Raw genomic sequence first — 25,023 nt, 5'->3', positions numbered from 1 at the left:
AAACTACTTCCCGGTAAAGTCGGCCTTTCTTTTCTCTAAAAATGCAGAGGTTCCTTCTTTAAAGTCAATGGTTCCAAAACACTTGCCAAATTCCTCTATTTCAACATCAAATCCATTTAATCCATCTTTCAGCGAGGCATTAACAGCCTTTAAAGCGCTGGCGACTGCCAGGGGTGCACGAAGTTTAATTTTATTCAATAACTCTTCAGCCTTTCTGATTAATTCCGGCTGAGAGACAACATAATTCACCAGCCCGATTTTTTCCGCCTGTTCAGCTGATATCATATCAGCTGTTACAATCATCTCTATTGCTTTGCCTTTGCCTACCAATTGCGTCAGACGCTGAGTACCACCATATCCGGGTATCAGACCCAATGTAACTTCCGGCAACCCAAGTTTAGCATTTTCACTTACGATCCGCATATGGCATGCCATTGCAAGCTCTAATCCACCACCAAGAGCAAATCCATTTACCGCAGCCACGACCGGCTTGGGGCAGCTTTCAATAGCATCAAAAACGTTTGTCTGACCTTCCCTTGCCAACACCATTCCCTGTTCAATAGTATAGTCAGAAAACTCAGAAATATCCGCACCAGCAACAAAAGCTTTTTCTCCTGCCCCGGTTAAAAGAACCCCGCTTACTTCTTCGCTATTGCCGGCAAAGGCGATAGCATCGGCGAGTTCCACCAATGTTGCTTTATTTAGCGCATTTAATTTATGCTCGCGATTTATTGTAATGTAAAGAATCCTTTCTTTTACTTCGGATAAAATATTTTGATAAACCATGGTTAAAAATTTCTATGTTCAGCAACCCAATTTTTAATATAATCAACGATGGTAACCATCGTGGTCCCTGGAGCAAACAATTCACCCACCCCTATTTCTTTTAGCTTTTTCATATCAGCTTCAGGGATGATACCCCCTCCGGTCAGCAATACTTCGTTTAAACCTTTCTGTTTCATAACATCAACGATTTTAGGAAAAACAGTCATGTGAGCGCCAGACAAAATTGAAACACCTATCGCATCCACATCTTCCTGCAAAGCCGTATTTACAACCATTTCAGGAGTCTGCCTCAAACCGGTATAAATTACTTCCATGCCTGCATCTCTTAATGATGTGGCTATTACTTTTGCACCTCTATCATGTCCATCCAACCCAACTTTCGCCACCAAAACACGTATTGGCCTATTTAATGTGTTGCTCATAATTTATACTAATAGTGCGCGGTAAATGTAAGTAAATTAGCGGTTTTATGTTAACTTTGAGCACTAAATTTACAGTTTTTATGAGTGAGGAAAGATCATTGAACTTTATTGAAGAGATCATTGAGAACGATTTAAACAGCGGGAAATACGAGACTTTAATTACTCGTTTTCCACCGGAACCCAATGGATACCTGCACATAGGTCATGCCAAAGCAATCTGCTTAAATTTCGGATTAACACAAAAATACGGAGGGTACACAAACCTTAGGTTCGACGATACAAATCCAGTAACTGAAAAGACGGAATATGTCGACAGTCAGCAACACGACATTAAGTGGCTTGGGTTTCAATGGAAAAATGAACTTTATACCTCCGATTACTTTGATACATTATACGAATATGCGGTGACTCTAATCAAAAAAGATCTGGCATATGTGGATCACAGTACCGCTGATGAAATTGCGGCCTTAAAAGGCACTCCTACAGAGCCCGGCAGCAGCAGCCCGTACAGAAACCGAAGTATCGAAGAAAACCTCGACCTTTTCAGCCGCATGAAAAGTGGGGGATTCGAAGATGGAGCATGTATATTGCGTGCAAAAATCGACATGCAAAGCACAAATATGCTCATGAGAGATCCTATAATTTACAGGATCAAACATGCCGAACATCACCGTACAGGAAATAAATGGTGTATTTATCCAATGTACGACTTCGCACATGGACAGAGTGACAGTATAGAAAACATTACACATTCCATTTGTACGCTGGAATATGTAGCCCACCGTGAGCTGTATGACTGGCTGATTGAAAAACTCGAAATATTCCCATCTAAACAATATGAATTTGCACGCCTAAACCTATCGTACACCGTGATGAGTAAACGTAAATTACTTCAACTGGTAAACGACGGGGTTGTAACGGGATGGGACGATCCCCGTATGCCTACCATAAGCGGGCTTCGCAGACGTGGATATACTCCTGAAAGCATCCGCGAATTTTGTGAACGAATAGGCATTGCCAAAAGAGAAAACATTATTGAGCTTAGTCTTCTGGAGTTCTGTATACGTGAACACCTTAACAAAACAGCCAACAGAGTCATGGCGGTATTGGATCCTATAAAACTAATCATCACCAATTACCCTGAAGGAAAAGATGAAACTTTAATAGGTGAGAATAATCCCGAGGCGGAAGATAAAGGCGGAACAAGAGAAATACCTTTCAGCAATGAACTGTGGATTGAACGTGAAGACTTTATGGAAGAGCCGGCAAAAAAATGGTTTAGACTGGCTCCCGGTGCAATGGTAAGACTAAAGCATGCTTACATTGTCAAATGCGAGGATTTCAAAAAAGATGAGCAAGGAAATATTACCGAAATACATTGTTCTTATATACCCGAGTCAAAAAGTGGTGAGGACACTAGTGGGATTAACGTAAAAGGTACCATTCACTGGGTAAGTAGCAAACACGCTAAAAACGCAGAGATCAGAATTTATGATCGTCTTTTCACTGTAGAGTCTCCTGATGCTGAAGAAGGCGATTTTAAGGATTACCTGAATCCAAACAGCATGGAAATCATAAAACAGGCTTATATTGAACCTTATCTTGAAAACGCAGACAAGGATTCAAGATATCAGTTCATCAGAAAAGGGTATTACTGTGTAGACAAAGATTCTACTCCCGGAAACTTGATCTTCAATCGTACCGTTGGGCTTAAAGATGCCTGGGCAAAGACCAATAAATAAAAAAGGGGCTTAAGCCCCTTTTTTATTACATATACTTCTTATAAAGATTGTACAAAATTAATTTGTCTGCTGGGGTCAGCTCCTGACTGACGTCACTTTGAACAAAATGAATCTTAAATGCCTCTATTGCGGCTTTGAGATTCTTAACATCGTACCCTATGATTCTCAATGCAGATCCCGCATCAAAATCAATAGGGGGCATTTTTAACACACTATCATACCATAGGCCAAACCCTTTTTCTGACAGTTTCTTCCAGGGAAAGTTCTTTGGATCATTTTTGCGGCCTGGTGCTACGTCAGCGTGGCCAATAAAATTAGCCGTTGGAATATTGTATCTTTTCTTTAGATCTGTCAGCAAGCTGATCAATGCATTTATTTGCGAATCAGAGAATGGCTCACTTCCGGTATTATCAAGTTCAATTCCTATTGAGGAAGAGTTTAAATCAGTCTCATTACCCCATTTACTCACTCCTGCATGATTTGCTCTTAGATAATCATTCACCAATTGAACCACCTTTCCGTCTCTTCCAATAAGGTAATGTGAACTAACGCCCTCTTTTTTACGCGTAAATACCTTTATTGTAAGATCTGATGATGTTTGCGCGGTGTGGTGAAGGATAACATAATTCGGTTTACGAATGCCGAAATTTACAGATCCTATCCACATTTGCTGATCTGGTGGCAATGTGGTTATTGTCTGATTTACCGGAGGCATAGATTTAAGAATTTCTGAATATTCTTTAGCCTGAGTCTTATAGATTTTATTAGTTGCAGCATATTTTCCCGTCGAACAGGAAACTATGAACAGCAGCAAAAATGCAAAAAAGCTATTTGTGTGAAATTTATTGTGATATATCATAATGAGCAGATAGAAGATGTGAAATTACTATTTTTTACTATTTTAGTCGCAATTAAATCGATATGTTAATCTTGTATTTTCGATACATATTACATAACCTATAAAAATTAACTTGCATATGAAACACATTAGCAAAGCAAATCTTTTTATTGCTGGATGCTCAATTATTGCTGGAATCGCTTCCTGTACAAACCCGCAGGGCAATAGCAATGACCAAAACAAAAAAACATCTCTGGTTGAAGACAGCCTTCAAAAGTATGTGGATGAACGCCTTGCTATTTACGAAACTGTAAAACTAACCACAAATATAAATGACCTAACTGTCAGCGAACGTAAGATATTGCCTCTGTTAATTCAGGCAGCCAAAATAATGGACGAACTGTTTTGGCAACAAGCCTATCCGCAAAGAGACAGTTTGCTCAATTCCATTAAAGATGAAAAGACAAAATCTTTTGTATGGATCAATTACGGACCATGGGACAGATTAAATGGAGATAAACCCTTCATTTCTGGCATAGGACCAAAACCAGATGCCGCAACATTTTATCCCACAGGAATGACTAAAGATGAACTCAAAAATTCTGATGTAAAAGACAAGTACGGTTTGTACTCAGTGATTAAAAAAGATAGCACAGGGAAACTAAGTTCCGTACCTTATCATATCCTGTTCGCTACGGAACTGCAAAAAGCGTCAAGTCTGTTAAAACAGGCTGCTTTACTAGCAGAGGACGAAGGCTTTAAAAAATATCTTAATCTTCGTGCAGATGCTCTTGTCTCCGACAATTACACAGCGAGTGATTATGCCTGGCTAGATATGAAAACTAACAATCTGGATATCATTATTGGACCCATTGAGAATTATGAAGATAAATTATTTAATGCCCGGGCCTCTTATGAAGCCTATGTATTGGTAAAAGACAAGGTATGGAGCAAACGCCTTGCTAAATATGTAAGCATGCTTCCTGAGCTACAACAGGGCCTGCCCGTAGAAGCTAAATACAAAAAGGAAAGACCTGGCACAGATTCTGAACTTAATGCCTACGATGTGGTTTATTACGCCGGCGATTGTAATGCAGGATCAAAAACCATTGCCGTAAATCTTCCTAATGACGAAATCATTCAGCAAAAGAAAGGCACAAGACGTTCTCAATTGAAAAATGCAATGAAGGCTAAGTTCGACAAGATCCTTGTTCCCATTGCCAACGAACTGATAGACAAAGACCAGCAACAATACATCAATTTCGATGCCTTCTTTGCGAACGTTATGTTTCACGAAGTGGCTCACGGACTAGGTATAAAAAATACAATAACTGGTAAAGGCTTTGTAAAAGAGGCACTTCAGGAACAATATTCATGGCTGGAAGAGGGAAAAGCTGATGTCCTGGGATTATATATGGTTACAGGCCTGCTTAAAAAAGGAGAACTTGAAGGAGACATCAAACAATTCTATACCACGTACATGACTGGAATTTTACGTTCTGTAAGGTTTGGTGCTGCAAGTGCACATGGTAAAGCGAACATGCAATGCTTCAATTTCTTTAAAGAAAATGGGGCATTCATCAGAAATGATAACGGAACTTATAAAGTCGACTTCCTTAAGTTTGAAAATTCCATGAACAAATTAAGCCGGCTTATCCTCACTTTGCAGGGAAATGGCGACAAGGTCGCTGTTGAGAAAACGCAGAAAGAAAAAGCTGTAATTTCAGCAGAACTACAGTCAGACCTCGACAAATTAACGAAAAAAGGCATTCCTGTAGACGTTATTTTCGAACAGGGAGTTGATGTTCTGGGAGTAAAATAATCCCCTTTAAAGAAAAAAGCCGGTGTTAGGAATGACACCGGCTTTTTTTATATAACGTTATAGCAAGATGTATTTACTTACGATATCTTCAAGTTCCTGAATATCAAAAGGCTTAGATAGATAATCGTCAGCTCCTGCCTGTTCTGCAAGCGCTTTCACATCATTATTGGCCGAAAAATAGATAACAGGAATATTTTTTAACGTCTCATGTCTTTTTAGCTCCTTGGTTGCATCAATACCTCCAACATCAGGCAACCAATTGTCCATAAAAATAATATCAGGGGTATAAGATAAGACCTGAGCTATAATATCATTAGAAGTAGATGAAGTCTTGATATCATAACCAGCATCCTCCAATATGATTGTACACAACTCCAAAATATCTGGGTTATCATCAAATACAAATACTCTTTTATTCTTATCCATTCAATCAGATATTAATTAAGCCAACAAATTTATGAAATCTCCCATATCTTCTATGCCTAATATATGATCTATTTTTACATGCAGCTTAGCTTGAGCTGGCATGTAAGCGACTTGCGCCGATGCGGGATCCTGAATTAAGGTTTTACCTCCCCATAATTGAACGCTCTTAAGGCCATTTACTCCATCAGAATTTGAGCCTGAAAGTAATAAACAATATAAATTACTTTTATAAACCTCGGCCGCGGTCTGGAAAGTCACATCAATAGCCGGGCGTGAATAATTTATCTTCTCTGAATAATCTAATGAAAAGGTATTATCCCGTTCTATCAGCAGATGATAGTCTGATGGAGCAATATAAACGGTACCGGCTACAATATTTTCTTTTTCATCTACCTCCTTAACGATTAACTTTGTTCGACTGGACAACAAATCAGTAAGTAAAGAATCTGAACCATGTTTTCTGTGAATAACGATAATTATAGGAAAAGGTATCGCCGCATCAATCCTGGGAAGCAGCCTTAAAAGAACGTCTAAGCTTCCTGCAGATCCCCCGATTATAAATGCTTCACACTTTTTCATACCTCAACCTTTCGCCAAATTTTCTCTGTTTGTAACCGCTTATATCTATCGGTAATTTGCGAAAAATTTATTGTCTCCTTTGTTCCCAGAGCCAGATACCCTAATTCCTCCAAACTTTCATCAAAAAGACTAAGTACCTTGTGCTGGAGATCTCTGTCGAAATAAATCAACACATTCCGGCATAAAATAAGTTGAAATTCATTAAAAGAGTGATCAGAAACGAGGTTATGAGTTGAAAATATAATCTTACTTTTCAATTCATCATCAAATTTCGCCAGCGAATAGTTAGCCGTATAATAGCTGGAGAAGTCCTTTGTACCTCCCGACAATATATAATTCTCTGAATATTGTTTCATTTGGCTCATTGCAAACATACTTTGAGCTGCCTTTTCCAATACCGTTGGATTCAGGTCAGTAGCGTATATTAAGGATTTATGAAGCAGGTTCAGCTCCTTTAAAATAATTGATATAGAATACGCTTCTTCTCCCGTAGAACATCCTGCCAACCAAATTCTAATGAATGGGTAAGTCCCAAGCTTTGGAAGTACCACATCTCTCAATGTTTTAAAAAAGGAAGGATCTCTGAACATCTCAGTAACATTGACTGTAATTTGCTCCACAAATCTTTTAAAATAACCATGATCATTGTTTATGCGGTATCTGAATTCCGCAAAACTAAGTGCCTTATCTAATCCATAAAGCCTTGAAATACGTCTTTTCAAAGAAGCCCTTGAATATCCTGTAAAATCATACCCATACTGCTCCAGAAGATCTGAAAGAAGAATCTCCACCTGTTCGTCACTAATTACGGATAATTCCAATTTTAAACATACTTCTTCAACAACCCTGTTAATTCATCGACATTAATCGGCTTAGAGACATAGCCTGAAGCTCCGGCATCCAGGCATCTTTCCCTGTCCCCTACCATTGCCTGTGCCGTTACTGCAATTACCGGAATGTGTTTTATTTCCGGCATCAGACTCATTTGAGCCATTGCCTGATACCCATCCATCTCCGGCATCATCATATCCATCAATACAACTGCCACGTCCTTATCTTGCTTCAGCAAGTCAATTCCATCCTCTGCACTTGTTGCAGACAAACATTGATATCCCTTTGACTTTAAAACAGCCTTCAGGGCAAAAATATTCCTGTTATCATCATCAATAATTAATACTTTACTCGTCATATATATTAAACCTTGTCATAAAGCCAAACGCGCAATAATGATATCAGCTGATCAATATCTACTGGTTTTGAAATATAATCAGATGCTCCCGCGGCAATACATTTCTCCCTGTCACCCATCATTGCTTTGGCAGTAACAGCCAAAACGGGCAATTGTTTGTATGCAGGTATCTTTCTAATCTCCTTTGTACTTTCATATCCGTCCATTTCCGGCATCATCATATCCATGAGTACAATATCTACCAAAGGGTTCTCCCGAAGTATCTGAAGAGCTTCTTTTCCATCGGTAGCGGCCAGAACTTTCATCTTATGCTGTTCTAAGGCTTTGGTTAAAGAAAATATATTTCTTACATCATCATCAGCGATCAATACTGTCTTGTTATTCAACACCTCATAAAGGCCGCCAAGCTTTTCAGAAGCAGGTTTCTTCTTATCAGTCTCTTTAGCTTCCACAAGGTGTAAAAACAACCCAGCCTCATCCAGTATTCTCTGATAGGAATGAGCTGTTTTAACGACAATAGAATCGGCATACTGCTTAATTCTGCTCTCCTCTCCTTTAGACAGGTTTTTCCCGGTAAAAATAATAATTGGAAGATTTTCCAGACCGTCACTTTTCTTAATCGTTTCTAAGGTTTCATAGGCATTCTTATCTGGTATCCCCATATCTAAGATTACACAATCCACCTCGTTCTTATGCAGGGCACCAATACTCTGATTTACATTGTTTACAACTTCAGTATTAATATTATAGTTGCTTAAAAAATAACTCAGCGCTTCTGCATGTTGTTTATTCTCTTCAACTATTAACACTTTTTTAGGGTGTCTGCTCAATGCATGTTCCAGTTTTTGGAAAATCTGCTGCATATGCTCAAGCGCAACGGGCTTATTAATAAAATCAACAGCTCCCTTTAAAAGACTTTCCTTTTTCACTTCCAGTGACGACATGATGTGTACAGGGATAGGTCTTGTTTCCGGATTGGCCTTTAATTCTTCCATTACCTGCCAGCCATCCTTTACCGGAAGTTGGATATCTAGTAAGATCGCCAGGGGCTTATAATGATTTGCCATCTCTATTCCAACATCTCCTCTTACCGCTACAATGCCTTTATAGTTTCTTTTCCTTGTAAACCCAAGTAGCGTTTTAGCGAAGCCTGTATCATCTTCCACGATCAGAATTACCTTATCACCTGGCTGAATATTATCTCTGTCATCTTCAATATCTTGAGGAATTCGATCCACGGTGAACCTTTCTGGTACACTCTCCTTTGATTGTTCAAAGGAACGAGACGTCATAACTGCATCCTGCAAGGGGAGTTGTTCTGCTATAATTTTTCTTTCTAAAGGAACTGAGAAAGTAAATTCACTTCCAACATTTTCCTTACTGGTCAGTTCAATTTCACCTCCAAGTAATTTAGCCAGTTCCCTGCTGATAGAAAGCCCTAATCCTGTTCCACCAAATTTACGCCGTGTGGATCCATCTGCCTGCTGAAAAGCCTCAAATATCAATCCCTGCTTATCCGCAGGAATCCCAATACCTGTATCGGTTACCTTAAACAGAATCGATTTCTTCTGGTCATCCCTTTTTATAGTCAAAGAAACTTTGCCTTGATCTGTAAACTTAATGGCATTGGACAATAGATTTTTTAGTATCTGCTCCAATCTCATTTTATCTATATTGATAGGCATGATACTCTCCTCAACATCAATAATCAGCTGAAGCGACTTATTATTAGCCAAAGGGGCAAATAACGAACGCATATCGGTTGCGATTTCATTAATATTCACGTCAGCAAATTCCAGTTTCATTTTTCCTGCCTCAATTTTGGAGAGGTCCAGTATTTCATCAATCAGGCCCAGCAACCCTTGGCCAGAACTTTGAATCACTTCTGCATATTCGATATACTCTTTATCCAGTTCTTTATTATCTGACATTAGCTTTGACAGCAGCAAAATAGAATTCAGCGGAGTACGTAGTTCATGCGACATATTTGCAAGAAACTCTGATTTATACTTAGTGCTTTGCTCCAATTGCTCCGCCTTTTGCTGAATATCGAGATTCCGCTCCTGTATCAATTGATTCTTCTCTTCTAGCAGACTGGTCCGTTCTTCAAGCTCCTGGTTGCTTTGCAGCAGTTCTTCTTGCTGAACCCTTAACTCTTCTTCAGAAGTTTGAATTTTCTGGGTCTGTGCTTCCAGCTCTGCATTCAATCCTTCCAGCTCGCCATGCTGAGCCTGCAGTTCTTCTGCCTGCGCTTGTGTTTCTTCTAATAGCTCTTGCAATTTTCTCCGGTTCTGAGCAACATGTATCGCTATACCAATGTTATTGGAAATAATATGGAAGAATTCCAGCTGCAAAGGCGTATATGGAGTTAAAGAGCCGAATTCCATGATACCGACAACTTCATTATTTCGAAGAATAGGAATCGCAGCGATGTTTCTGGGTTTCGTATTTCCGACAGCATAGCTAACGGTCATTTCTCCATCTGGAATATCATTTATCAAAATTTGTTTCCCAGACTTAATTACCTGTCCCGCTATACCATCTCCTATATTTAAAACATGTTTCTTAAAGTCTGGAGCCAATGAATACCCACCTTCCAGATAAAGTTTTTTATCTTCTCCAAGCAAATAAAAAGCGGCAACAATACTATGGGTATGTTCGATAATATTTCCCAGTATGTCAGTAGCAAGTACATCAACACTCTTCTCCCCAACCATTTTATCGTTCAAACTTGCAATTCCGGACTGAAGCCATTCCTTGTCTCCCAACAATGAGAACGAATATTGAAGAGATTCAGCCATAGCGTTCAATGAACCGGCCAGGCTTCCCAGGCCGTCTTTCATTTCATCATCCAGTCTGATCTGATAATCACCATTGGAGATTTGCCCGGCAATACCCTGGATCACCTCAATCCTGTTATCAATCTCCTCATTTTTCTCCTGAAGTTCACGTTGAAGCGCCAATCGTTTATTAAAGTCTGAAGATACTCTTCTATAAAAGAAATAGGTAATCAGGATCGCCAGCGCAGCCGCAATAAGAATCAAAACCGGCGTATAACCCGCAAACTTATTCATACTGACTGTCCGCTCTTCCAGCAGCCGCCGTTCCTCTGTCTGCATTTTTTTGATCAGCGCCCGTGCCTTATCCATGTAAACCTTGCCATTCAGCAATTCGGCTACGCTTACATTACCACCTCTTCTTTTTATTGTTACCGTATTTTCTAGTATGTTTAACCTTTCCTCAATAATCGCCTGTAGTTTCTTTGTATCCTGTTGTTGAAAAGGATTGTCCTGTGTTTCAATCGCAACGTTACCCAATAAGTCCAGAGCCTTTTCTTTAGCTCCCTGATAAGGTTCCAAAAAAGTATTTTCTCCCGTAAGCAGGTATCCCCTCTGACCCGTTTCCGCATCTTTTAATGTGGATATTATACCGTCCAGGTTATTCATTACCTGATTACTATGCGCTACCATATCTGCACTGCTGATCAGATTTTTGATACTTAGATATGATGCCAGTGAAGAAATAAATAGTATCAGCAATGAGACTCCTAACCCGATACGTAAATTATTTCTTAATGATATTTCCTTCATATAAAATGATATTTCTAGTCTGTCTCTACGCCCGAATTAAGGGGCAAAATGAAATAAAACTCCGAGCCTTCGCCCAACTTACTTTTTACACCAACTTCTCCTTTGTGTCTTCTGACAATCTCTGCTGAAATATATAACCCAATTCCAAGGCCCTGAAAATGTATAGATGTTTCTTCAACTCTGTAAAACTTATCAAACACACTTTTATGAAGCTTTGGCTCTATACCAATACCGAAATCTCTAACACCCAAATAAACCTGATCTCCCTCAAGACTGGCATTGATTTGAATCTCATTCGTACCGGGAGAATATTTTATAGCATTCGTCAAAAAGTTAATGATGACTTGTTCAACCCGCATTTCATCAGCAAATATTTCCCGCCCGATTTTACCATTTCTGATGATTTTAAACTCCGGATTCGACTGGTGGATAATGTCCACCACACTATCTAACAAACAATCAATGGAAAAAGATTTTTTATTAAACTTTAATTTACCGCTTTCAATTTTCGATATATCCAGAAGGTCAGCAATCAATTCATTAAGCTTCTCAAGTTGTACCTGTGCTTTACCCAAATGCTTTTTAACAGTAGGAATATCTCCCTTTTCCACACTTCTTCCCAGCAATTGCATATATCCTTTTACACTTGTCAGCGGTGTTTTCAACTCATGACTGGCAATACTGATAAACTCATCCTTCTTCCGTTCAGCCTGTTTCCTGAATTCAATCTCATCCAACAAGGCTTTTTGAATTTCAATTAACTTACGGCTTTGCTCATAGATGCGATAAAAAGTTTTGACCTTAAGCAAGAGAATATCCATATCAACAGGCTTCGTGATATAATCAAGCCCCCCTGATGAGTATCCTTTAGTTATAAATTTTAACTCCTTGTTTACTGCTGACAGAAATATAATTGCTGTTTCTTTAGCCTTACTGTAACCAGATATAGCTTCAGCGACTTCAAATCCATCCATTCCAGGCATCTGAACGTCCAGAATAATCAGAACATATTCATTTTTAAGCACCTTTTTTAATGCTTCTTCTCCGGAGGACGCTGTATCTACTTCAAAATTGTGCCGCTCAAGAACCCGTTTTAAAGAAATAAGGTTCTCGGGGGTATCATCTACAATTAGTATCATTATTAAAAATAAACAGGCTTACTATTTTGTCTAGTAGTTTTGCCATAAAGTTATACAACTCTGAATAATATCAAACGTTTATATGCATATTTTATTAAAAAAATTGCAAACACGCCAGCAACAGTGCTAACTATAAGTTTAACTATAATTGGTTTGAATTAAAAGTATCGCCCTGATTAATGTCCCCAGTTTCGAACCCCTTTTTAAACCAATACATCCGCTGAGCAGAAGTACCGTGAGTAAATGCATCAGGTACAACTTCTCCCTGCGCCTGCTTTTGCAGTTTATCATCGCCAATTGCATTTGCTGCATTTAAAGCCTCTTCAATATCTCCTTCTTCTAATTTAAAGTCTTTTAAATTCTGTGCATGATGGGCCCACAGACCGGCAAAAAAATCTGCCTGCAACTCTAGCTTAACAGATAAACGATTGTATTCTTTTTCGCTCACCTGCCCTCTTGCCTGCTGCAGTTTATCTGATATGCCCAATAAGTTTTGTATATGATGGCCAACTTCATGTGCAATGACATAGGCCTGAGCAAAGTCTCCTGCAGCCCCAAACCTGTCCTTTAAGTCCGTGTAGAATGAAAGATCTATATATACCTGGTGATCACCTGGGCAGTAAAATGGCCCGACTGCAGCGCTTGCATTTCCGCAGGCAGACTGAACCATATTGGTAAATAAAACCATTTTTGGTTTTTCGTATTCTCGGCCCATTTGCTGAAACTGCTGCTCCCATACCTGATTTGTTGATTCCAATACGCCATCTACAAATTTACCTTCAGCATCTGCCGGATCTCCTGTTTTACCTTCTATTTGCGAAACATCCCCAACTGGCAGCTGACTAACTAATCCGCTTAGATCTTTACCAAAAAATAAGCCTAATACGATTATGATAATACCAACACCACCTCCCAGTTTTGTGCCTCCGCTCATCCCTCTCCGGTCGTCAATGTTACCGCTTCCTTTACCGAACCACTGCATATATAATTTGTTTAATTTGGTTTAACAAAACCTTTGCGGCAATTGTTATACCAAATTAAACAAAATCAGCATTGACTAGCCAAAAGCCTTTATCGCCGTTTTAATTCTTTGCTCGGTTTCGGAAGCGCCGAGCGCTACTGCTATATCAAATACTCCTGGCCCGAATTTACCTCCAACCAGCATAATTCTAAGCGGCAACATCAGCTCTCCAGGTTTAAAATTATGCGTTGTAGCCAAATCCTTAAACTTTTCTTCCAATTGTACCGCCGATAATTCTTCATCTAACAGCAAGGCATATGCTTCAAAAAAGGATGCTTTTTCTACTGTCCATTTTGGCTGCACAGCAGACAAATCGTATTCTGCCGGACTAGTAAAAAAGTATGATGCCTGAGCTATAAAATCTGTAAGCAAGTTACAACGATCTTTTATCAGGTCAATTATTTTAGTCAAGTAGACATCATTATTAAGGACAATATTTTGTTCGGCAAACACGGATTTTAACCCTGGCAACAATTTATTTGCAGACGTATTTTTTATCCACTCGTGATTGTACCATTTTGCTTTTTCGAAATCAAATTTCGCTCCTGCTTTACTGATCCGCTCTACTGAGAATTTCTCTATTAGTTCATTCATTGAAAACAGCTCCTGATCGGTGCCATCATTCCAGCCCAACATCGCAAGCAGGTTAACAAAAGCCTCAGGCATAAAACCAAGTTCTTTAAAGCCTTTGGTTAGATCTCCGGTTTTAGGATCCGTCCAATTTTGTGCATACACAGGAAAACCTAATCTGTCTCCGTCACGTTTACTCAACTTCCCATTCCCGTCCGGTTTCAAAATCAAGGGCAGGTGTACCCACGCGGGCATCTCATCGGCCCAACCGAGGTACCTCCAAAGTAAAATATGTATCGGTGCAGATGGCAACCACTCTTCTCCTCGAAAAATATGACTAATTTCCATTGCCCTGTCATCAGCAACAACTGCTAAATGATAAGTAGGCATTCCATCGGCTTTCAATAAAACCTTATCGTCTACCAGATTGGTATCAAAACTCACATGTCCTCTAATAAGATCTGTAAAAGAAACCAGTTCATCCTTTGGCATTTTTATACGTACTACATATGGTGTATTGCCAGCAATGAGAGTCGACACCTCTTGCTCACTTAAAGTAAGTGAATTGCGCATTTCAGACCTGGTGCTTTGTCCATAGGTAAAGTTTGGCACTTCCTTACGTTTAGCATCAAGCTCTTCAGGAGTGTCGAATGCATAATAAGCATAGCCATCAGCAATCAGTTGATCTGCATATTGTTTGTAAGTTGCTTTTCGCTCACTCTGACGATAAGGACCAAATGCTCCTTCTTTTTGTGGACTTTCATCAGGTGTCATTCCACACCATTCAAGACAAGAAGCAATATATTCCTCTGCCCCCTCCACAAAACGCGTTTGATCTGTGTCTTCTACACGCAATACAAACGTTCCATTATGCTTTTTGGCAAATAAATAATTAAACAAAGCGGTACGCACACCACCTAAATGCAGTCCTCCAGTTGGGCTGGGGGCAAATCTTACTCTTACTTTCTTTTCCATATTAATAGCAGCAAAGATATATTTTTGTAATTTGCCTTCATAATCTATGAACCCTTACGAGAAAAAGCGACGTTGGAAATTCTTCTTGCTGTTCTTTGCCATTGTTATTGGCACAGCTTCCGTATTTTACAGCGACTTCTTTGTTAAAAAAATGGAGCGCGAAGAAACGCTGCAATTTCAGCTATTTGTAAAAGTAACTGAACAATCAATTGTAATGTATGATGACGACCGTTACACCGGACTGATAGATCTGATCAGAACGAAAACAAAATTGCCGATCATCCTCACGAATTCAAAAGGAGAAATTCTTGCCGCCCAAAATTTGGATTCCACGAAGACCAACCACGACATCCAAAAGAAAGAAGGGATTACTTATGATCCCGGATATTTTCAGAGAGAGTTAAGAAAGATGAAGGAACAGCATCCTCCAACTCCAATTACAGGTTTGGAGCCCGATGGATCGCGATGGTACATTTATTACAAGGATTCTCCTACGCTTACTCAGCTCCGTTACTTCCCTTACATACAACTTGCTGTTATTGCCCTGTTTCTGCTCACTGCATATGTCGCATTCAGCTCTGCCAGAAAGGCCGAGCAAGATCAGGTATGGGTAGGGATGGCCAAAGAAACCGCTCATCAGCTTGGTACACCAATATCATCACTTATGGCCTGGGTGGAACTCATCAAATCCCGCTTCAATGCAGAAGATGATCCCCTCATTGCTGAAATGGAAAATGACATCAAACGCCTGGAGGTAATAACAGACCGCTTTTCTAAGATCGGTTCAAAACCAATAGTTGAAGATCATGTGGTTTATGCCGTAATTTACAACTTCGTCGAATATTTCAAACTTCGCACATCAGACAAAATCATTTTCAGCATTACCGGAGATGACCAGGTTCGGGCATTGCTCAATGTTCCCTTGTTCGACTGGGTAACTGAAAATCTGCTGAAAAATGCGGCAAATGCAATCGAAAATGAAGGAAAGATCACCATAAACATCATTGAAAACCTAACAAAGGAAGAAGTGTTTATTGATGTGACCGATACTGGAAAAGGTATAAACAGGTCTAAATTTGATGCCGTATTTCAACCCGGATATACTACACGTAAGCGGGGATGGGGGCTTGGATTATCATTGACCAAGCGTATCATTGAAAATTACCATAGCGGACAAATTTTTGTAAAGGAGTCTGAACTTGGAAAAGGTACAACCTTCCGAATTATTTTAAAAAGCAGCATTACTTATGAACCGACCTCAAACACATGAGTACCCAGCATGGGGAGAGACTTACATCAAACTGGTTGACGGAGATGTTATGGAAATCCTTGAGCGACAGGCAACAGAGTTTTCAGATTTTATCAATAACCTCATTGAAAAAGCTGACTATGCTTATGCGCCTGGCAAATGGAATATTAAAGAATTGATAGGCCATATTATAGATACTGAGCGTATTCTTGCTTATCGACTCACCTGCTTTGCCAGGGCAGAGCAACATGCTTTACCTGGATTTGAAGAGGATGATTATGTTGCGAATGCTCATTTTTCTGACAGAAGCCTCCTTAGTTTTTCTAACGAATTCGGATTGCTTCGCCAAGCCAATCTTTATCTTTTCAAATCTCTTAGTGAGGAAGAACTCAACCACAGCGGTACCGCCTCAGAACGTCAAATTACGGTGAGGGCTTTATTATTTGTAATTGCAGGACATATCATTCATCATACCCAAATTATTAAAGAAAGATATTTATGATCTGGTTTTCCGAATTTATACCCGAAAAATTAAATGATCGCCCTAAAAACCACATGGGCGCATTTTTAGACATCAAATTCACAGAAGTAGGAGAAGACAGTCTTACGGCTACCATGCCGGTAGATGAACGGACACATCAACCAGCGGGTATTCTGCACGGGGGAGCTTCGGTCGTTTTAGCCGAAACATTGGGCAGTGTTGCATCTTATATGTGCATAGACCCGGAAAAATACCTGGCAGTAGGTTTAGAAGTCAATGCAAACCACCTACGCCCCGTAAAAAGCGGATTGGTTACAGGTATTTGTAAGCCCCTGCATATTGGTGCAAAAACCCATATATGGGAAATCAAGACCTACAATGACAAAGGGAAAATGAACTGTGTCAGTCGGCTTACCGTCGCCATAATTAATAAGCCCGCTTAAATTACGCTCCTCAACTTCTTTCTACATTCAACCGGACTCATACCCTCATACTTCCTGAAACATCTCGAAAACCAACTTGCATCGCTCAGATTAAGTACATTCGCAATTTCCTTTACCGTCAGATCTGTACCCCTTAGCAATTTCAATGCCTCTTGATGAATCCGTTGCTCTATCACCTCATGCACGGTCTTACCCAGGTAAAACGCAACACATTTATTCAGCAGTTTTATGGTAGTTTCTAAATACATCGCATAAATCTTAGGATCACGTTCCTGCGTAAAGTCACGTTCCACCAAATCCAAAAGACTTTTCACCAATGCCATATCAGCAGGCAGGTAGCTACCATCCTCAAAGAGCTCAATTCCCTTAATTGTGAACATCTGCTACTTGTCTATTAACTTGCCTCCCAGATCCTTTATCTTCCTCTCTCTGTCAAGCAAATGCCTGGTCTGTATCATCCTGATCTTTTCCAGCAAATCATTCTCTTCTTTTAGCGTCTCCCCTTCGTTCTTCAAAAACTCCAGCTCCAATATCAATGCTTCGTACAAACTCTTATAATCTAAGCCCATATCCAAATGCTTTGATAAAATAACTTCGCAATTATTCCCAAAACAGGATTGCGCTCAGTAACAGATTGGGTAATTACTATAGCCCTCATTGTTTATTCTATCGTATTGTTATAATCCCTCCCGACAAAATTACTTTAAAACACAGGTAGATGTTAACATTCATACAAATAATTCTTTCACACAAACCAGAAGTGATAAGAAGTATTTTTTACTACATACTCACAAAGACCTTCTTACCATACACTTTAAATTGCACATCCCCTGTAAGTTCAAATACTTTGAGCGCATCTGCCACATTGCCCCCCCGGGTTATTGCTCCTCCGAAAATTAGTTCCTCAGCAGCCTTGTTCTGGTAAATTACCTCGATGTCATACCAGTGGCCAAGAGCGAGCAGAATATCTTTTAAGCGTTCATTACGAAAGACCAGCTCTCCCTTCATCCAGCTTACAGCATCCTCAGGGTCAACAGTATTTACGGTTATAGGTGTTTTACCTTTTAGTACAGATTGCTGACCCGGTTTGAGGGTTACAGCACTATTCAGAAGACCCCTCAAAGACAAAATTTTTACACTTCCTTCAAGTAATGTTGTTTTCGTGATTTTTTCATCCTCATATGAGCTTACATTAAAATGCGTACCCAATACTTCTATTCTCTGGTTTCTACTCTCTACAAAGAAAGGTGCCGGCTCTTGACTGCGACCATCTCCACTAACGGAAGCGTACCTTTTTGCTACTTCAAAATATCCTTCACCCTTTAGTTTTACATTTCTTTCATCACCTTCAAATTCTGAAGGGAAACGAATAGCTGACATCGCATTCAGCCAAACTTTGGTACCGTCAGCTAATATGACATGATATGTTTTACCTCTTGGTGTACTTAAACTCAGCTCCTCGTCATCATCGCCCAAAACCACCCCTTGGATTTCAGTACCGTCATCATACACCAGCTTATGACCTTTAACCGTAATGCCCTTATTTTGATCATTAAGCATAATCTGTTTTCCATCTGATAAGGTCAGTATTAGTTTCCGGGTAGAATTTAAACCAGAAGGGTGTGATAATCGATCCTGCGAGGATAAATTATTTTGAAAAAACAGCCATCCTACACCTAGCAACATAACAAAAGCGGCAACGGCACCTATCCTTTTGAATTTCTCTATGCGACGATAACGCACAATTCTAATAGAAATCAGAGCCGTTTCCAGATCGAAGTTCAGTTTGTGATAATAAGCATTCTGGCCATTTTCCCTATGGTCTAAGAATGCAATCAATTCTTCATAACTAACCTGTTCTACAAAACGTGTGTCTTTGTACAGGGGTAATCCCATCACACCATGATTGCGCATCATGGTTATGGCTTCTATCACCAATAATCTTGGATGTAATCTAATCTCGTTCACTAATTTATTTTTTTAGATTCTATCCATATTACAGTACAGATGTTAAAAATCCTGAGTATTTTCATTTAAGGCGCAACAAATGTATTACAATAATTTAAAAAAAAGAGGGACTCTAATCACCAAATCCGGGACTTTAATCATCACTAAATCATATTCTTACATGAATATGATCTCAGTAAATCTAAGACCGCGCCGGAAGCATATTCCTACCGCGCTTTTTCGTAAAAGTTTCGTAATTGTTTCATAGTCGTTTCGGATAAAAGGTACTCTTTTCCGAAGCACGCATGTATCAGCCGCCTTTCTGTTACGATACTGTCCAATCGACGTCGTCTTGCTGGAATTTATTTTGCACCACATGGCGATAAATTACGTTCAAATAAAATAAATCAATATCTTTGGCGCATTAAGATTTTTTACAATGACAAAACAAGAAGAAAACAACAGTTTTGACTGGGTTTATTACGTATTAGGCCTATTTTTTGGAATTTTGACTGCTGTAAGTATCTCCGGAAACTTTTTCTGGTGGGTTTTTGGCGGTATCCTTGGTTTCATTTTCGCCGCTATTTTTCTTAACGGAATCGTTAAAGGCCGCGAATATTAAATACTAATAATAGCTGTAAGTTTAACATCATATTTATATCATGAAGGCATTCAGGTTAATTGCACTCTTAACTGTTTTAACTCTTGGAGCTAATGCTCAAGAGGTTAAATTTCCTGCACTTGACAGTAGCCCCGCAGATATCGTATATTATCCGCTAAATGTAGCCAAATCGAAAGATGATTCTACTCCTTTAATTAAAGTCATTTACTCAAGACCCTCAAAAAAAGGCCGCGAAATTTTCGGTGTACTGGAACAATATGGCAAGATCTGGCGTCTGGGAGCTAATGAGTCTACAGAAATAAGGTTCTATAAGCCTGCGGTTATTGAGGGCAAAAAGATTAAGGCCGGAACTTACAGTTTATTCGCTATTCCAAATAAGGACAAATGGGTACTCATTTTCAACAAACAACTGGATAAATGGGGTGCATTTACTTATAATCAGCAAAAAGATGTCATGAGGGTTGAAGTTCCGGTTAAGGCATTGGCAAAACCACAGGAAATACTTGCCATTACATTTATTCCTGCTGAAAATGGTGCCCGGCTGATTATTGCATGGGATTCCACACAGGTGGAATTACCTATAGGAATTTAAATTTCTTCTCAGGAACTTGTCAAAATAAAACAAAGCGATAATAAGGTCAGCAAACAAGAGGGCTTTCAGGAGCAATGAATACGTCGATTTTTCCATAGCAAAACTAAAATTCAGTTGGGCATTTGAGATACTATATTCCAAGTGACTGTTTGTAAACAGATAGCCCACAGTCGTGGTTATTGCACACAAAAAAACTGCTGCAATACTATAAATAATCCGCTTGTCTACCTTGGTTCTTAGGGTTACCGGGGGCATTTCAAGTTTTGCCTGCTCCATCACATTCCTTGTAAATGACATAGAAGGCTCTTCGAGCTCCATGCTTTTTAGCAATTCATCAATTGCTTCGTCTGTTAATTTCATATCAACTCCTTTACTTCGTCCTTTAATAAAAGCTGCAGCTTTTCTTTTAATTTCAACCTTGCCCTATGTAGTTTTACTTTAACTGTATTACTTGTCATGCTCAGGGCCATCCCGATTTCGTCAAGACTTTGCTCCCCCTTATAAAATAGCGTAATGATTACCGCATCTTCCGGGGCAAGCATATCTATAGCCATATTTAAATATACATGGGCAGATTTCTGCTCTACCAAATTAGCATTAAAATCTGATACGTGGTTTTCCAACTGCAGGGTATTTTCTTCATCATCGATAGATTGTGTATTCATCCTCTTTTTGCGCAAAAAAGACATAGCTGTAGTGTAAGTAATCGTATATAACCAGGTGGAAAACTTGGAAGACTGTTTGTACGTCGCCAATCCACGATAGGCCTTTATAAAGCAGTCCTGGGCAATTTCTTCTGCATCTTCTCTGTTTTTTGCAAACCTAATGGCAAGTGTAAACACAAAACGCTGGTGGCGTTTTACCAGTTCGGAGTACACCGCGGTATTGCCAGCCAGCACTTCGGCTATCAAGTCTTCATCTGTTTGCTGCTGCATATATGACATTTGACGCTTCGTACAGGCAGCAGGTTACAAAAAAATAATTAAAGGGTTTTAACTAATGGCTTCCTGCAAAGAATTTAAGCCCCAGAATGGACCCAATGAGCGTAGCAATAAAGAAAATTCTCCAGAAATTGGCTGGTTCATCAAAATATAAAATCCCTACAATTACGGTTCCAACAGCACCAATTCCTGTCCATACTGCATACGCTGTACCCATAGGCAAACTTTGGGTCGCTTTATTCAAAAAATAAAAACTTAGGGTAATGCATGCAGCAAAACCAAGCGTCCATTTTAAGTTCGTAAAGTTGTTAGACAATTTCAAACAGGTAGTAAAGCCTACTTCAAACATTCCGGCAATAATTAATATAATCCAACTCATAATTCTAATATTTCCAGCAAAATTAAGGAGATTAACTGCTGCAGTTTTTTACAAATGTTAAAAAATGAATCTGTCTATCGGATTTCTGCGCGGATCCGGCTCAGCGTCACTTGAGTCACGCCCAGATAAGACGCGATATAGCCCAACTGGATGCGACGAATTAATAGAGGTGAAGTATTTAGCAATTCCTGATAGCATTCAGACGCTGATTTAAAAAGCCTGGCTATATAGCGTTCTTCCAGTTTCATCAGTTCCAGCTCGGCCAGTTTGCGCCCCCAGTTGGCCAGTTCAATATTTTCCTGAAACAGTGTTTGCAACACGTCGTCCTTTATTTCATAAAGTAAACTGTTTTCCAGCAACTCAATACTTTCATAACCCGGCCGGCCATTGATGTAACTGTTGTAGGAAAACACAAAATCACCCTCGAGACCAAACCAGAAAGTAACCTGATTTTCTCTTCCCTCACAATAGGCCCGGGCGATTCCTTTTTCTATAAAATAAACGGACCTCCCAACCTGTCCTGCCTCTGCTAAAATCTTATGCTTAGGAAGCTCGATAGGTTTCATCTTTACTATAAGCTGATTCAGGCTATCATTTGTGAGTGGGTAAACACTGTTTATTTTCTTCAGTAGCTGATCCAAATTTTTAATATTTAGCTAAATATAAAGTAACGTTTTTAAATATTTTCTGAAAAATGTAACCTGATCGCTTTTGACGTGGTCATAGTACATAGAACAGAATTTTTAAAATTGACTATTTATCACTTAGAATTATTAATATGGAAGGAGTAATCGTATCAGTCGTACTTTTTATTTGCACCACGGCTTTGGTTTTTGGCCTCAGATACATGACAAACAGAGAAAAGATGGCCATGATAGAACGTGGAATGGATCCGGGTATGCAAAAGGCAAGACCTGCAGCACCAACACCTTTTATCAGCTTAAAATTTGGGTTGTTATTGGTTGGTTTAGGTCTGGGCTTAATCTTTGCCTTATTTACAGTTTGGAACCTGAGTCTGACTAAACAAGACGGAGTAGCCGTTTATTTCGGTTTCATTTGCATTTTTGGAGGCTTAGGGTTGATCATTTCTTATGCCGTTGAAAAGAAATGGCTTGACCAGCAAAAAGATAAAGATTTATAAAGTTGTTGTGATGGAGAAATAAATTCACCTGACCATCGTACAAAAGAGGGGTATCATAATTATGATACCCCTCTTTCAGTTTGACACTTTTGTCAATCTCACGTCAATTCCCCTAGGTGTAACATTATTTCAATAAATTAATCAATCGATTGATTAATTTTGTGCCCATCAAATTATCAAATGGAAAAAATAGATAAGAGGGCAAATATCCTGGAAGCGGCCGAAAAGCTGTTCTCCGAGTTAGGATATGAAGGAGCTTCTACACGACAGATCGCAAAGGAGGCAGGGGCTAATATGGCCATGATCAATTATTATTTCGGTTCTAAAGAGGGGGTTTTCATGGAAATCATGACGCTCCGTATCCAATCTTTTAAAGATGAGCTAAACAGGATCAATAACGACAACCTAACAGGTATGGAGAAACTACTGAAAGTAGTTGAAGGCTATGCAAAAAGAATACTTTGCAACCGCGCATTCCACAAAATGATGCACCGCGAACTTTCCCTGCCTCAACGGCCGGAAATGTTCGATACCATTAAAAACGCCATGGCGGAAAATATGCTGGTCATAGAACGCATCATCGTTAATGGCATAGAAGATGGAAGTTTCAGACCTGTTGATGTTAGAATGCTAATCGCAACCATAATGGGCACCATCAGCAATGTCGCCATCTCTCCTTCAAAAATAACTTCGGGCACGGTGCTCGACATTGAAAAAAAAGCAGACAGGAAAATCATCACTGAACGGCTCATCAATCACCTGCAAGACCTCTTCATCACTTATTTAACACCCAAAAAATGACACGTAATATCATCAAATTAAGCTTTTTTGCATTTCTGTTTCCTGGAATGCTTTACGCTCAGGATCTGAGAAAGCTAAGTTTGCCGGAAGCAATAACACTCGGAATAGAAAACAGTAAAAATCTTAAGCTGTCTCAGAATAAAATTGATGCGGCAGTGGCCAATCTGGCAACAGTAAAGGACAACGCCCTTCCAACTGCAAAGGCTTCATTTTTATACAACCACGCAGAAATCCAGACCAATACGTTAAGTATAGGAGGCGCAAACCCCCTCCATCTACCTAATCGTGCGGATGCTTTTGTAGGCACAGCCGCAGTAGAAGAACTAATCTACGGAGGCGGAAAATTGAAGTATGCTGAAGAATCGACACGCTTACTTACCGAAGTAGCCCGTCTGGATGCAGATAAGGACAAGGAAGAAATCAGCTATGCTGTAATCAGCACTTACTATTCGCTATTTAAAGTTCTGCAGAGTAAAAAGGTGGTTGCCCAAAACCTGGAATCTATTGCCGGTCAGCTAAAGCAGGCGCAACGTTTTTTTGAGCAAGGCGTGGTGACTAAAAATGACGTATTAAGGTTTCAATTACAACAGGCAAACGTATCGCTTACCGATATGGAGATTGAAAACAACAGGAAAATCATCAGCTACAACCTTGATATTCTACTGGGCTTGAATGAAAATACACAAATTGAGATCACTGACCCGGATAATGTATTGAAACAAGCAGGCACCCTGAACGACTATATTGAAATGGCCATGTCCAACAGACAAGAACTTAGGCAACTGGATTTGCAGAATAAAGTAGCAGATGTAAATATCAAATCGATAAAAGCCAATACATTGCCAACCGTAGGTGTAGGAGCCAATCTCTACTACATCAATCCGAGTGGTAAGTTCATCCCTCCTACTGATCAGTTTATCATGCCGGTAACTCTGGGCGCTAATATCTCTTGGAATATTGGCAATTTATGGACAAACAAAAACAAGGTCAATGAAGCAAGGATCCAGCAAAAAAATATTGTGATCCAAAAAGATATTCTTTCCGATCATTTGAAAACAGAGATCAATAAAGATTACCAGAACTATCAACTTACGGTAAACAAAATCCGCATACTGGAAACATCTATTGCCCAGGCTACCGAAAACGATAAGTTGCTCGCTTCAAAATATAAGAACAATGTAGCATCTGCGATTGACAGAATTGATGCAGAAACCTTGCTTTACCAAGCCAAGATCAATTTGGAAATTGCGAAAGCAGATGCCGGACTTGCTTATTATACATTACTAAAATCAACAGGAAAAATAACTCAATAATACCATAACAAATTA

The 25,023-nt window shown here is 39.4% G+C and carries 28 protein-coding genes; 10 read left to right on the top strand and 18 right to left on the bottom strand.

Annotation, left to right across the window (positions count from 1 at the left end):
• Positions 1-3 precede the first annotated feature (3 nt).
• On the bottom strand, positions 4-786 hold the full coding sequence (locus FA047_RS14640; RefSeq protein ID WP_136836824.1) for an enoyl-CoA hydratase/isomerase family protein: 783 nt from the start codon (positions 784-786) through the stop codon (positions 4-6).
• Between the two features lie 2 nt (positions 787-788).
• The gene (locus FA047_RS14635) at positions 789-1,208 is read right to left on the bottom strand and encodes a cobalamin B12-binding domain-containing protein (RefSeq protein WP_136836823.1); all 420 of its coding nucleotides are present in this window, start codon (positions 1,206-1,208) and stop codon (positions 789-791) included.
• 80 nt (positions 1,209-1,288) lie between these two features.
• On the opposite strand from FA047_RS14635, the gene FA047_RS14630 reads away from it, so the two are divergent.
• Positions 1,289-2,950 (top strand): glutamine--tRNA ligase/YqeY domain fusion protein, encoded by a 1,662-nt coding sequence (locus FA047_RS14630; RefSeq protein WP_136836822.1) that lies wholly within the window; start codon positions 1,289-1,291, stop codon positions 2,948-2,950.
• 25 nt (positions 2,951-2,975) lie between these two features.
• On the opposite strand, the gene FA047_RS14625 is transcribed toward FA047_RS14630, so the two are convergent.
• On the bottom strand, positions 2,976-3,809 hold the full coding sequence (locus tag FA047_RS14625; RefSeq protein ID WP_136836821.1) for an N-acetylmuramoyl-L-alanine amidase: 834 nt from the start codon (positions 3,807-3,809) through the stop codon (positions 2,976-2,978).
• A 118-nt stretch (positions 3,810-3,927) separates the two neighbouring features.
• Here FA047_RS14625 and FA047_RS14620 point away from each other — a divergent pair, with 118 nt between their 5' ends.
• Entirely contained in the window at positions 3,928-5,610 is a 1,683-nt protein-coding gene (locus FA047_RS14620) for a dipeptidyl-peptidase 3 family protein (RefSeq protein ID WP_136836820.1), read from the top strand.
• A 57-nt stretch (positions 5,611-5,667) separates the two neighbouring features.
• Here the strand turns inward: FA047_RS14620 and FA047_RS14615 are convergent, their stop codons facing one another.
• The 8 genes from FA047_RS14615 to gltX form a co-directional block, all read right to left on the bottom strand.
• Complete coding sequence (locus FA047_RS14615; RefSeq protein WP_136836819.1) at positions 5,668-6,036, bottom strand: response regulator; 369 nt, start codon at positions 6,034-6,036, stop codon at positions 5,668-5,670.
• Positions 6,037-6,051: 15 nt separating this feature from the next.
• Positions 6,052-6,615, bottom strand: a complete 564-nt coding sequence (locus FA047_RS14610) for a chemotaxis protein CheB (protein ID WP_136836818.1) — start codon at positions 6,613-6,615, stop codon at positions 6,052-6,054.
• Positions 6,612-7,436 (bottom strand): CheR family methyltransferase, encoded by an 825-nt coding sequence (locus tag FA047_RS14605; protein WP_136836817.1) that lies wholly within the window; start codon positions 7,434-7,436, stop codon positions 6,612-6,614. The genes FA047_RS14610 and FA047_RS14605 overlap by 4 nt, the downstream gene beginning before the upstream one ends.
• 2 nt (positions 7,437-7,438) lie before the next feature.
• Entirely contained in the window at positions 7,439-7,804 is a 366-nt protein-coding gene (locus tag FA047_RS14600) for a response regulator (protein ID WP_136836816.1), read from the bottom strand.
• A gap of 5 nt (positions 7,805-7,809) precedes the next feature.
• Positions 7,810-11,394, bottom strand: a complete 3,585-nt coding sequence (locus FA047_RS14595) for a response regulator (RefSeq protein WP_136836815.1) — start codon at positions 11,392-11,394, stop codon at positions 7,810-7,812.
• Positions 11,395-11,408: 14 nt separating this feature from the next.
• Positions 11,409-12,533, bottom strand: a complete 1,125-nt coding sequence (locus tag FA047_RS14590; protein WP_136836814.1) for a hybrid sensor histidine kinase/response regulator — start codon at positions 12,531-12,533, stop codon at positions 11,409-11,411.
• A 142-nt stretch (positions 12,534-12,675) separates the two neighbouring features.
• Positions 12,676-13,515: a KPN_02809 family neutral zinc metallopeptidase gene (ypfJ, locus tag FA047_RS14585; protein WP_136836813.1), complete on the bottom strand. Its 840-nt coding sequence runs from the start codon at positions 13,513-13,515 to the stop codon at positions 12,676-12,678.
• A gap of 75 nt (positions 13,516-13,590) precedes the next feature.
• A complete protein-coding gene (gene gltX, locus FA047_RS14580) occupies positions 13,591-15,099 on the bottom strand; it encodes a glutamate--tRNA ligase (RefSeq protein WP_136836812.1) in 1,509 nt (502 codons plus the stop codon).
• A 46-nt stretch (positions 15,100-15,145) separates the two neighbouring features.
• Between gltX and FA047_RS14575 the strand changes: the two genes are divergently transcribed.
• Genes FA047_RS14575 through FA047_RS14565 form a run of 3 tightly spaced genes read left to right on the top strand, consistent with a single transcriptional unit; the run spans position 15,146 to position 17,272 of the window.
• A complete protein-coding gene (locus FA047_RS14575; protein WP_136836811.1) occupies positions 15,146-16,369 on the top strand; it encodes a sensor histidine kinase in 1,224 nt (407 codons plus the stop codon).
• Positions 16,347-16,850: a DinB family protein gene (locus FA047_RS14570; RefSeq protein WP_136836810.1), complete on the top strand. Its 504-nt coding sequence runs from the start codon at positions 16,347-16,349 to the stop codon at positions 16,848-16,850. Before FA047_RS14575 ends, FA047_RS14570 begins: the two co-directional genes overlap by 23 nt.
• Positions 16,847-17,272 (top strand): hotdog fold thioesterase, encoded by a 426-nt coding sequence (locus FA047_RS14565; protein ID WP_136836809.1) that lies wholly within the window; start codon positions 16,847-16,849, stop codon positions 17,270-17,272. The genes FA047_RS14570 and FA047_RS14565 overlap by 4 nt, the downstream gene beginning before the upstream one ends.
• Here FA047_RS14565 and FA047_RS14560 read toward each other — a convergent pair.
• The 3 genes from FA047_RS14560 to FA047_RS14550 all read right to left on the bottom strand — a co-directional run bounded on the left by FA047_RS14560 (position 17,269) and on the right by FA047_RS14550 (position 19,240).
• Entirely contained in the window at positions 17,269-17,652 is a 384-nt protein-coding gene (locus tag FA047_RS14560) for a helix-turn-helix domain-containing protein (protein ID WP_136836808.1), read from the bottom strand. The two genes, FA047_RS14565 and FA047_RS14560, sit on opposite strands and share 4 nt — an antisense overlap.
• A 3-nt stretch (positions 17,653-17,655) precedes the next feature.
• Entirely contained in the window at positions 17,656-17,841 is a 186-nt protein-coding gene (locus FA047_RS14555; RefSeq protein ID WP_136836807.1) for a hypothetical protein, read from the bottom strand.
• A gap of 211 nt (positions 17,842-18,052) precedes the next feature.
• The gene (locus FA047_RS14550; RefSeq protein WP_136836806.1) at positions 18,053-19,240 is read right to left on the bottom strand and encodes a FecR family protein; all 1,188 of its coding nucleotides are present in this window, start codon (positions 19,238-19,240) and stop codon (positions 18,053-18,055) included.
• A gap of 418 nt (positions 19,241-19,658) precedes the next feature.
• Here FA047_RS14550 and FA047_RS14545 point away from each other — a divergent pair, with 418 nt between their 5' ends.
• Positions 19,659-19,841: a hypothetical protein gene (locus FA047_RS14545; protein WP_136836805.1), complete on the top strand. Its 183-nt coding sequence runs from the start codon at positions 19,659-19,661 to the stop codon at positions 19,839-19,841.
• A 40-nt stretch (positions 19,842-19,881) separates the two neighbouring features.
• A complete protein-coding gene (locus FA047_RS14540; RefSeq protein WP_136836804.1) occupies positions 19,882-20,433 on the top strand; it encodes a DUF2911 domain-containing protein in 552 nt (183 codons plus the stop codon).
• Here FA047_RS14540 and FA047_RS14535 read toward each other — a convergent pair.
• The 4 genes from FA047_RS14535 to FA047_RS14520 form a co-directional block, all read right to left on the bottom strand.
• Positions 20,416-20,793 (bottom strand): hypothetical protein, encoded by a 378-nt coding sequence (locus FA047_RS14535; RefSeq protein ID WP_136836803.1) that lies wholly within the window; start codon positions 20,791-20,793, stop codon positions 20,416-20,418. The two genes, FA047_RS14540 and FA047_RS14535, sit on opposite strands and share 18 nt — an antisense overlap.
• Complete coding sequence (locus FA047_RS14530) at positions 20,790-21,368, bottom strand: RNA polymerase sigma factor (RefSeq protein WP_136836802.1); 579 nt, start codon at positions 21,366-21,368, stop codon at positions 20,790-20,792. Before FA047_RS14530 ends, FA047_RS14535 begins: the two co-directional genes overlap by 4 nt.
• Before the next feature lie 61 nt (positions 21,369-21,429).
• The gene (locus FA047_RS14525) at positions 21,430-21,753 is read right to left on the bottom strand and encodes a DMT family transporter (protein WP_136836801.1); all 324 of its coding nucleotides are present in this window, start codon (positions 21,751-21,753) and stop codon (positions 21,430-21,432) included.
• Positions 21,754-21,827: 74 nt separating this feature from the next.
• Complete coding sequence (locus FA047_RS14520; protein WP_136836800.1) at positions 21,828-22,319, bottom strand: Crp/Fnr family transcriptional regulator; 492 nt, start codon at positions 22,317-22,319, stop codon at positions 21,828-21,830.
• Positions 22,320-22,531: 212 nt separating this feature from the next.
• Here FA047_RS14520 and FA047_RS14515 point away from each other — a divergent pair, with 212 nt between their 5' ends.
• The 3 genes from FA047_RS14515 (at position 22,532) to FA047_RS14505 (ending at position 25,008) form a co-directional block, all read left to right on the top strand.
• Positions 22,532-22,894 (top strand): DUF6249 domain-containing protein, encoded by a 363-nt coding sequence (locus tag FA047_RS14515; RefSeq protein ID WP_225872745.1) that lies wholly within the window; start codon positions 22,532-22,534, stop codon positions 22,892-22,894.
• A 180-nt stretch (positions 22,895-23,074) separates the two neighbouring features.
• The gene (locus FA047_RS14510; protein ID WP_136836799.1) at positions 23,075-23,695 is read left to right on the top strand and encodes a TetR/AcrR family transcriptional regulator; all 621 of its coding nucleotides are present in this window, start codon (positions 23,075-23,077) and stop codon (positions 23,693-23,695) included.
• Positions 23,692-25,008, top strand: a complete 1,317-nt coding sequence (locus tag FA047_RS14505) for a TolC family protein (protein ID WP_136836798.1) — start codon at positions 23,692-23,694, stop codon at positions 25,006-25,008. Before FA047_RS14510 ends, FA047_RS14505 begins: the two co-directional genes overlap by 4 nt.
• The last annotated feature ends 15 nt before the right edge of the window (positions 25,009-25,023 follow it).

It is taken from the genome of Pedobacter frigoris (assembly GCF_005116445.1).
Classification (GTDB): Bacteria; Bacteroidota; Bacteroidia; order Sphingobacteriales; family Sphingobacteriaceae; genus Pedobacter; species Pedobacter frigoris.
The sequence above is the reverse complement of the archived record's forward strand: the minus strand, read 5'-3'. Positions and strand labels throughout refer to the sequence as shown.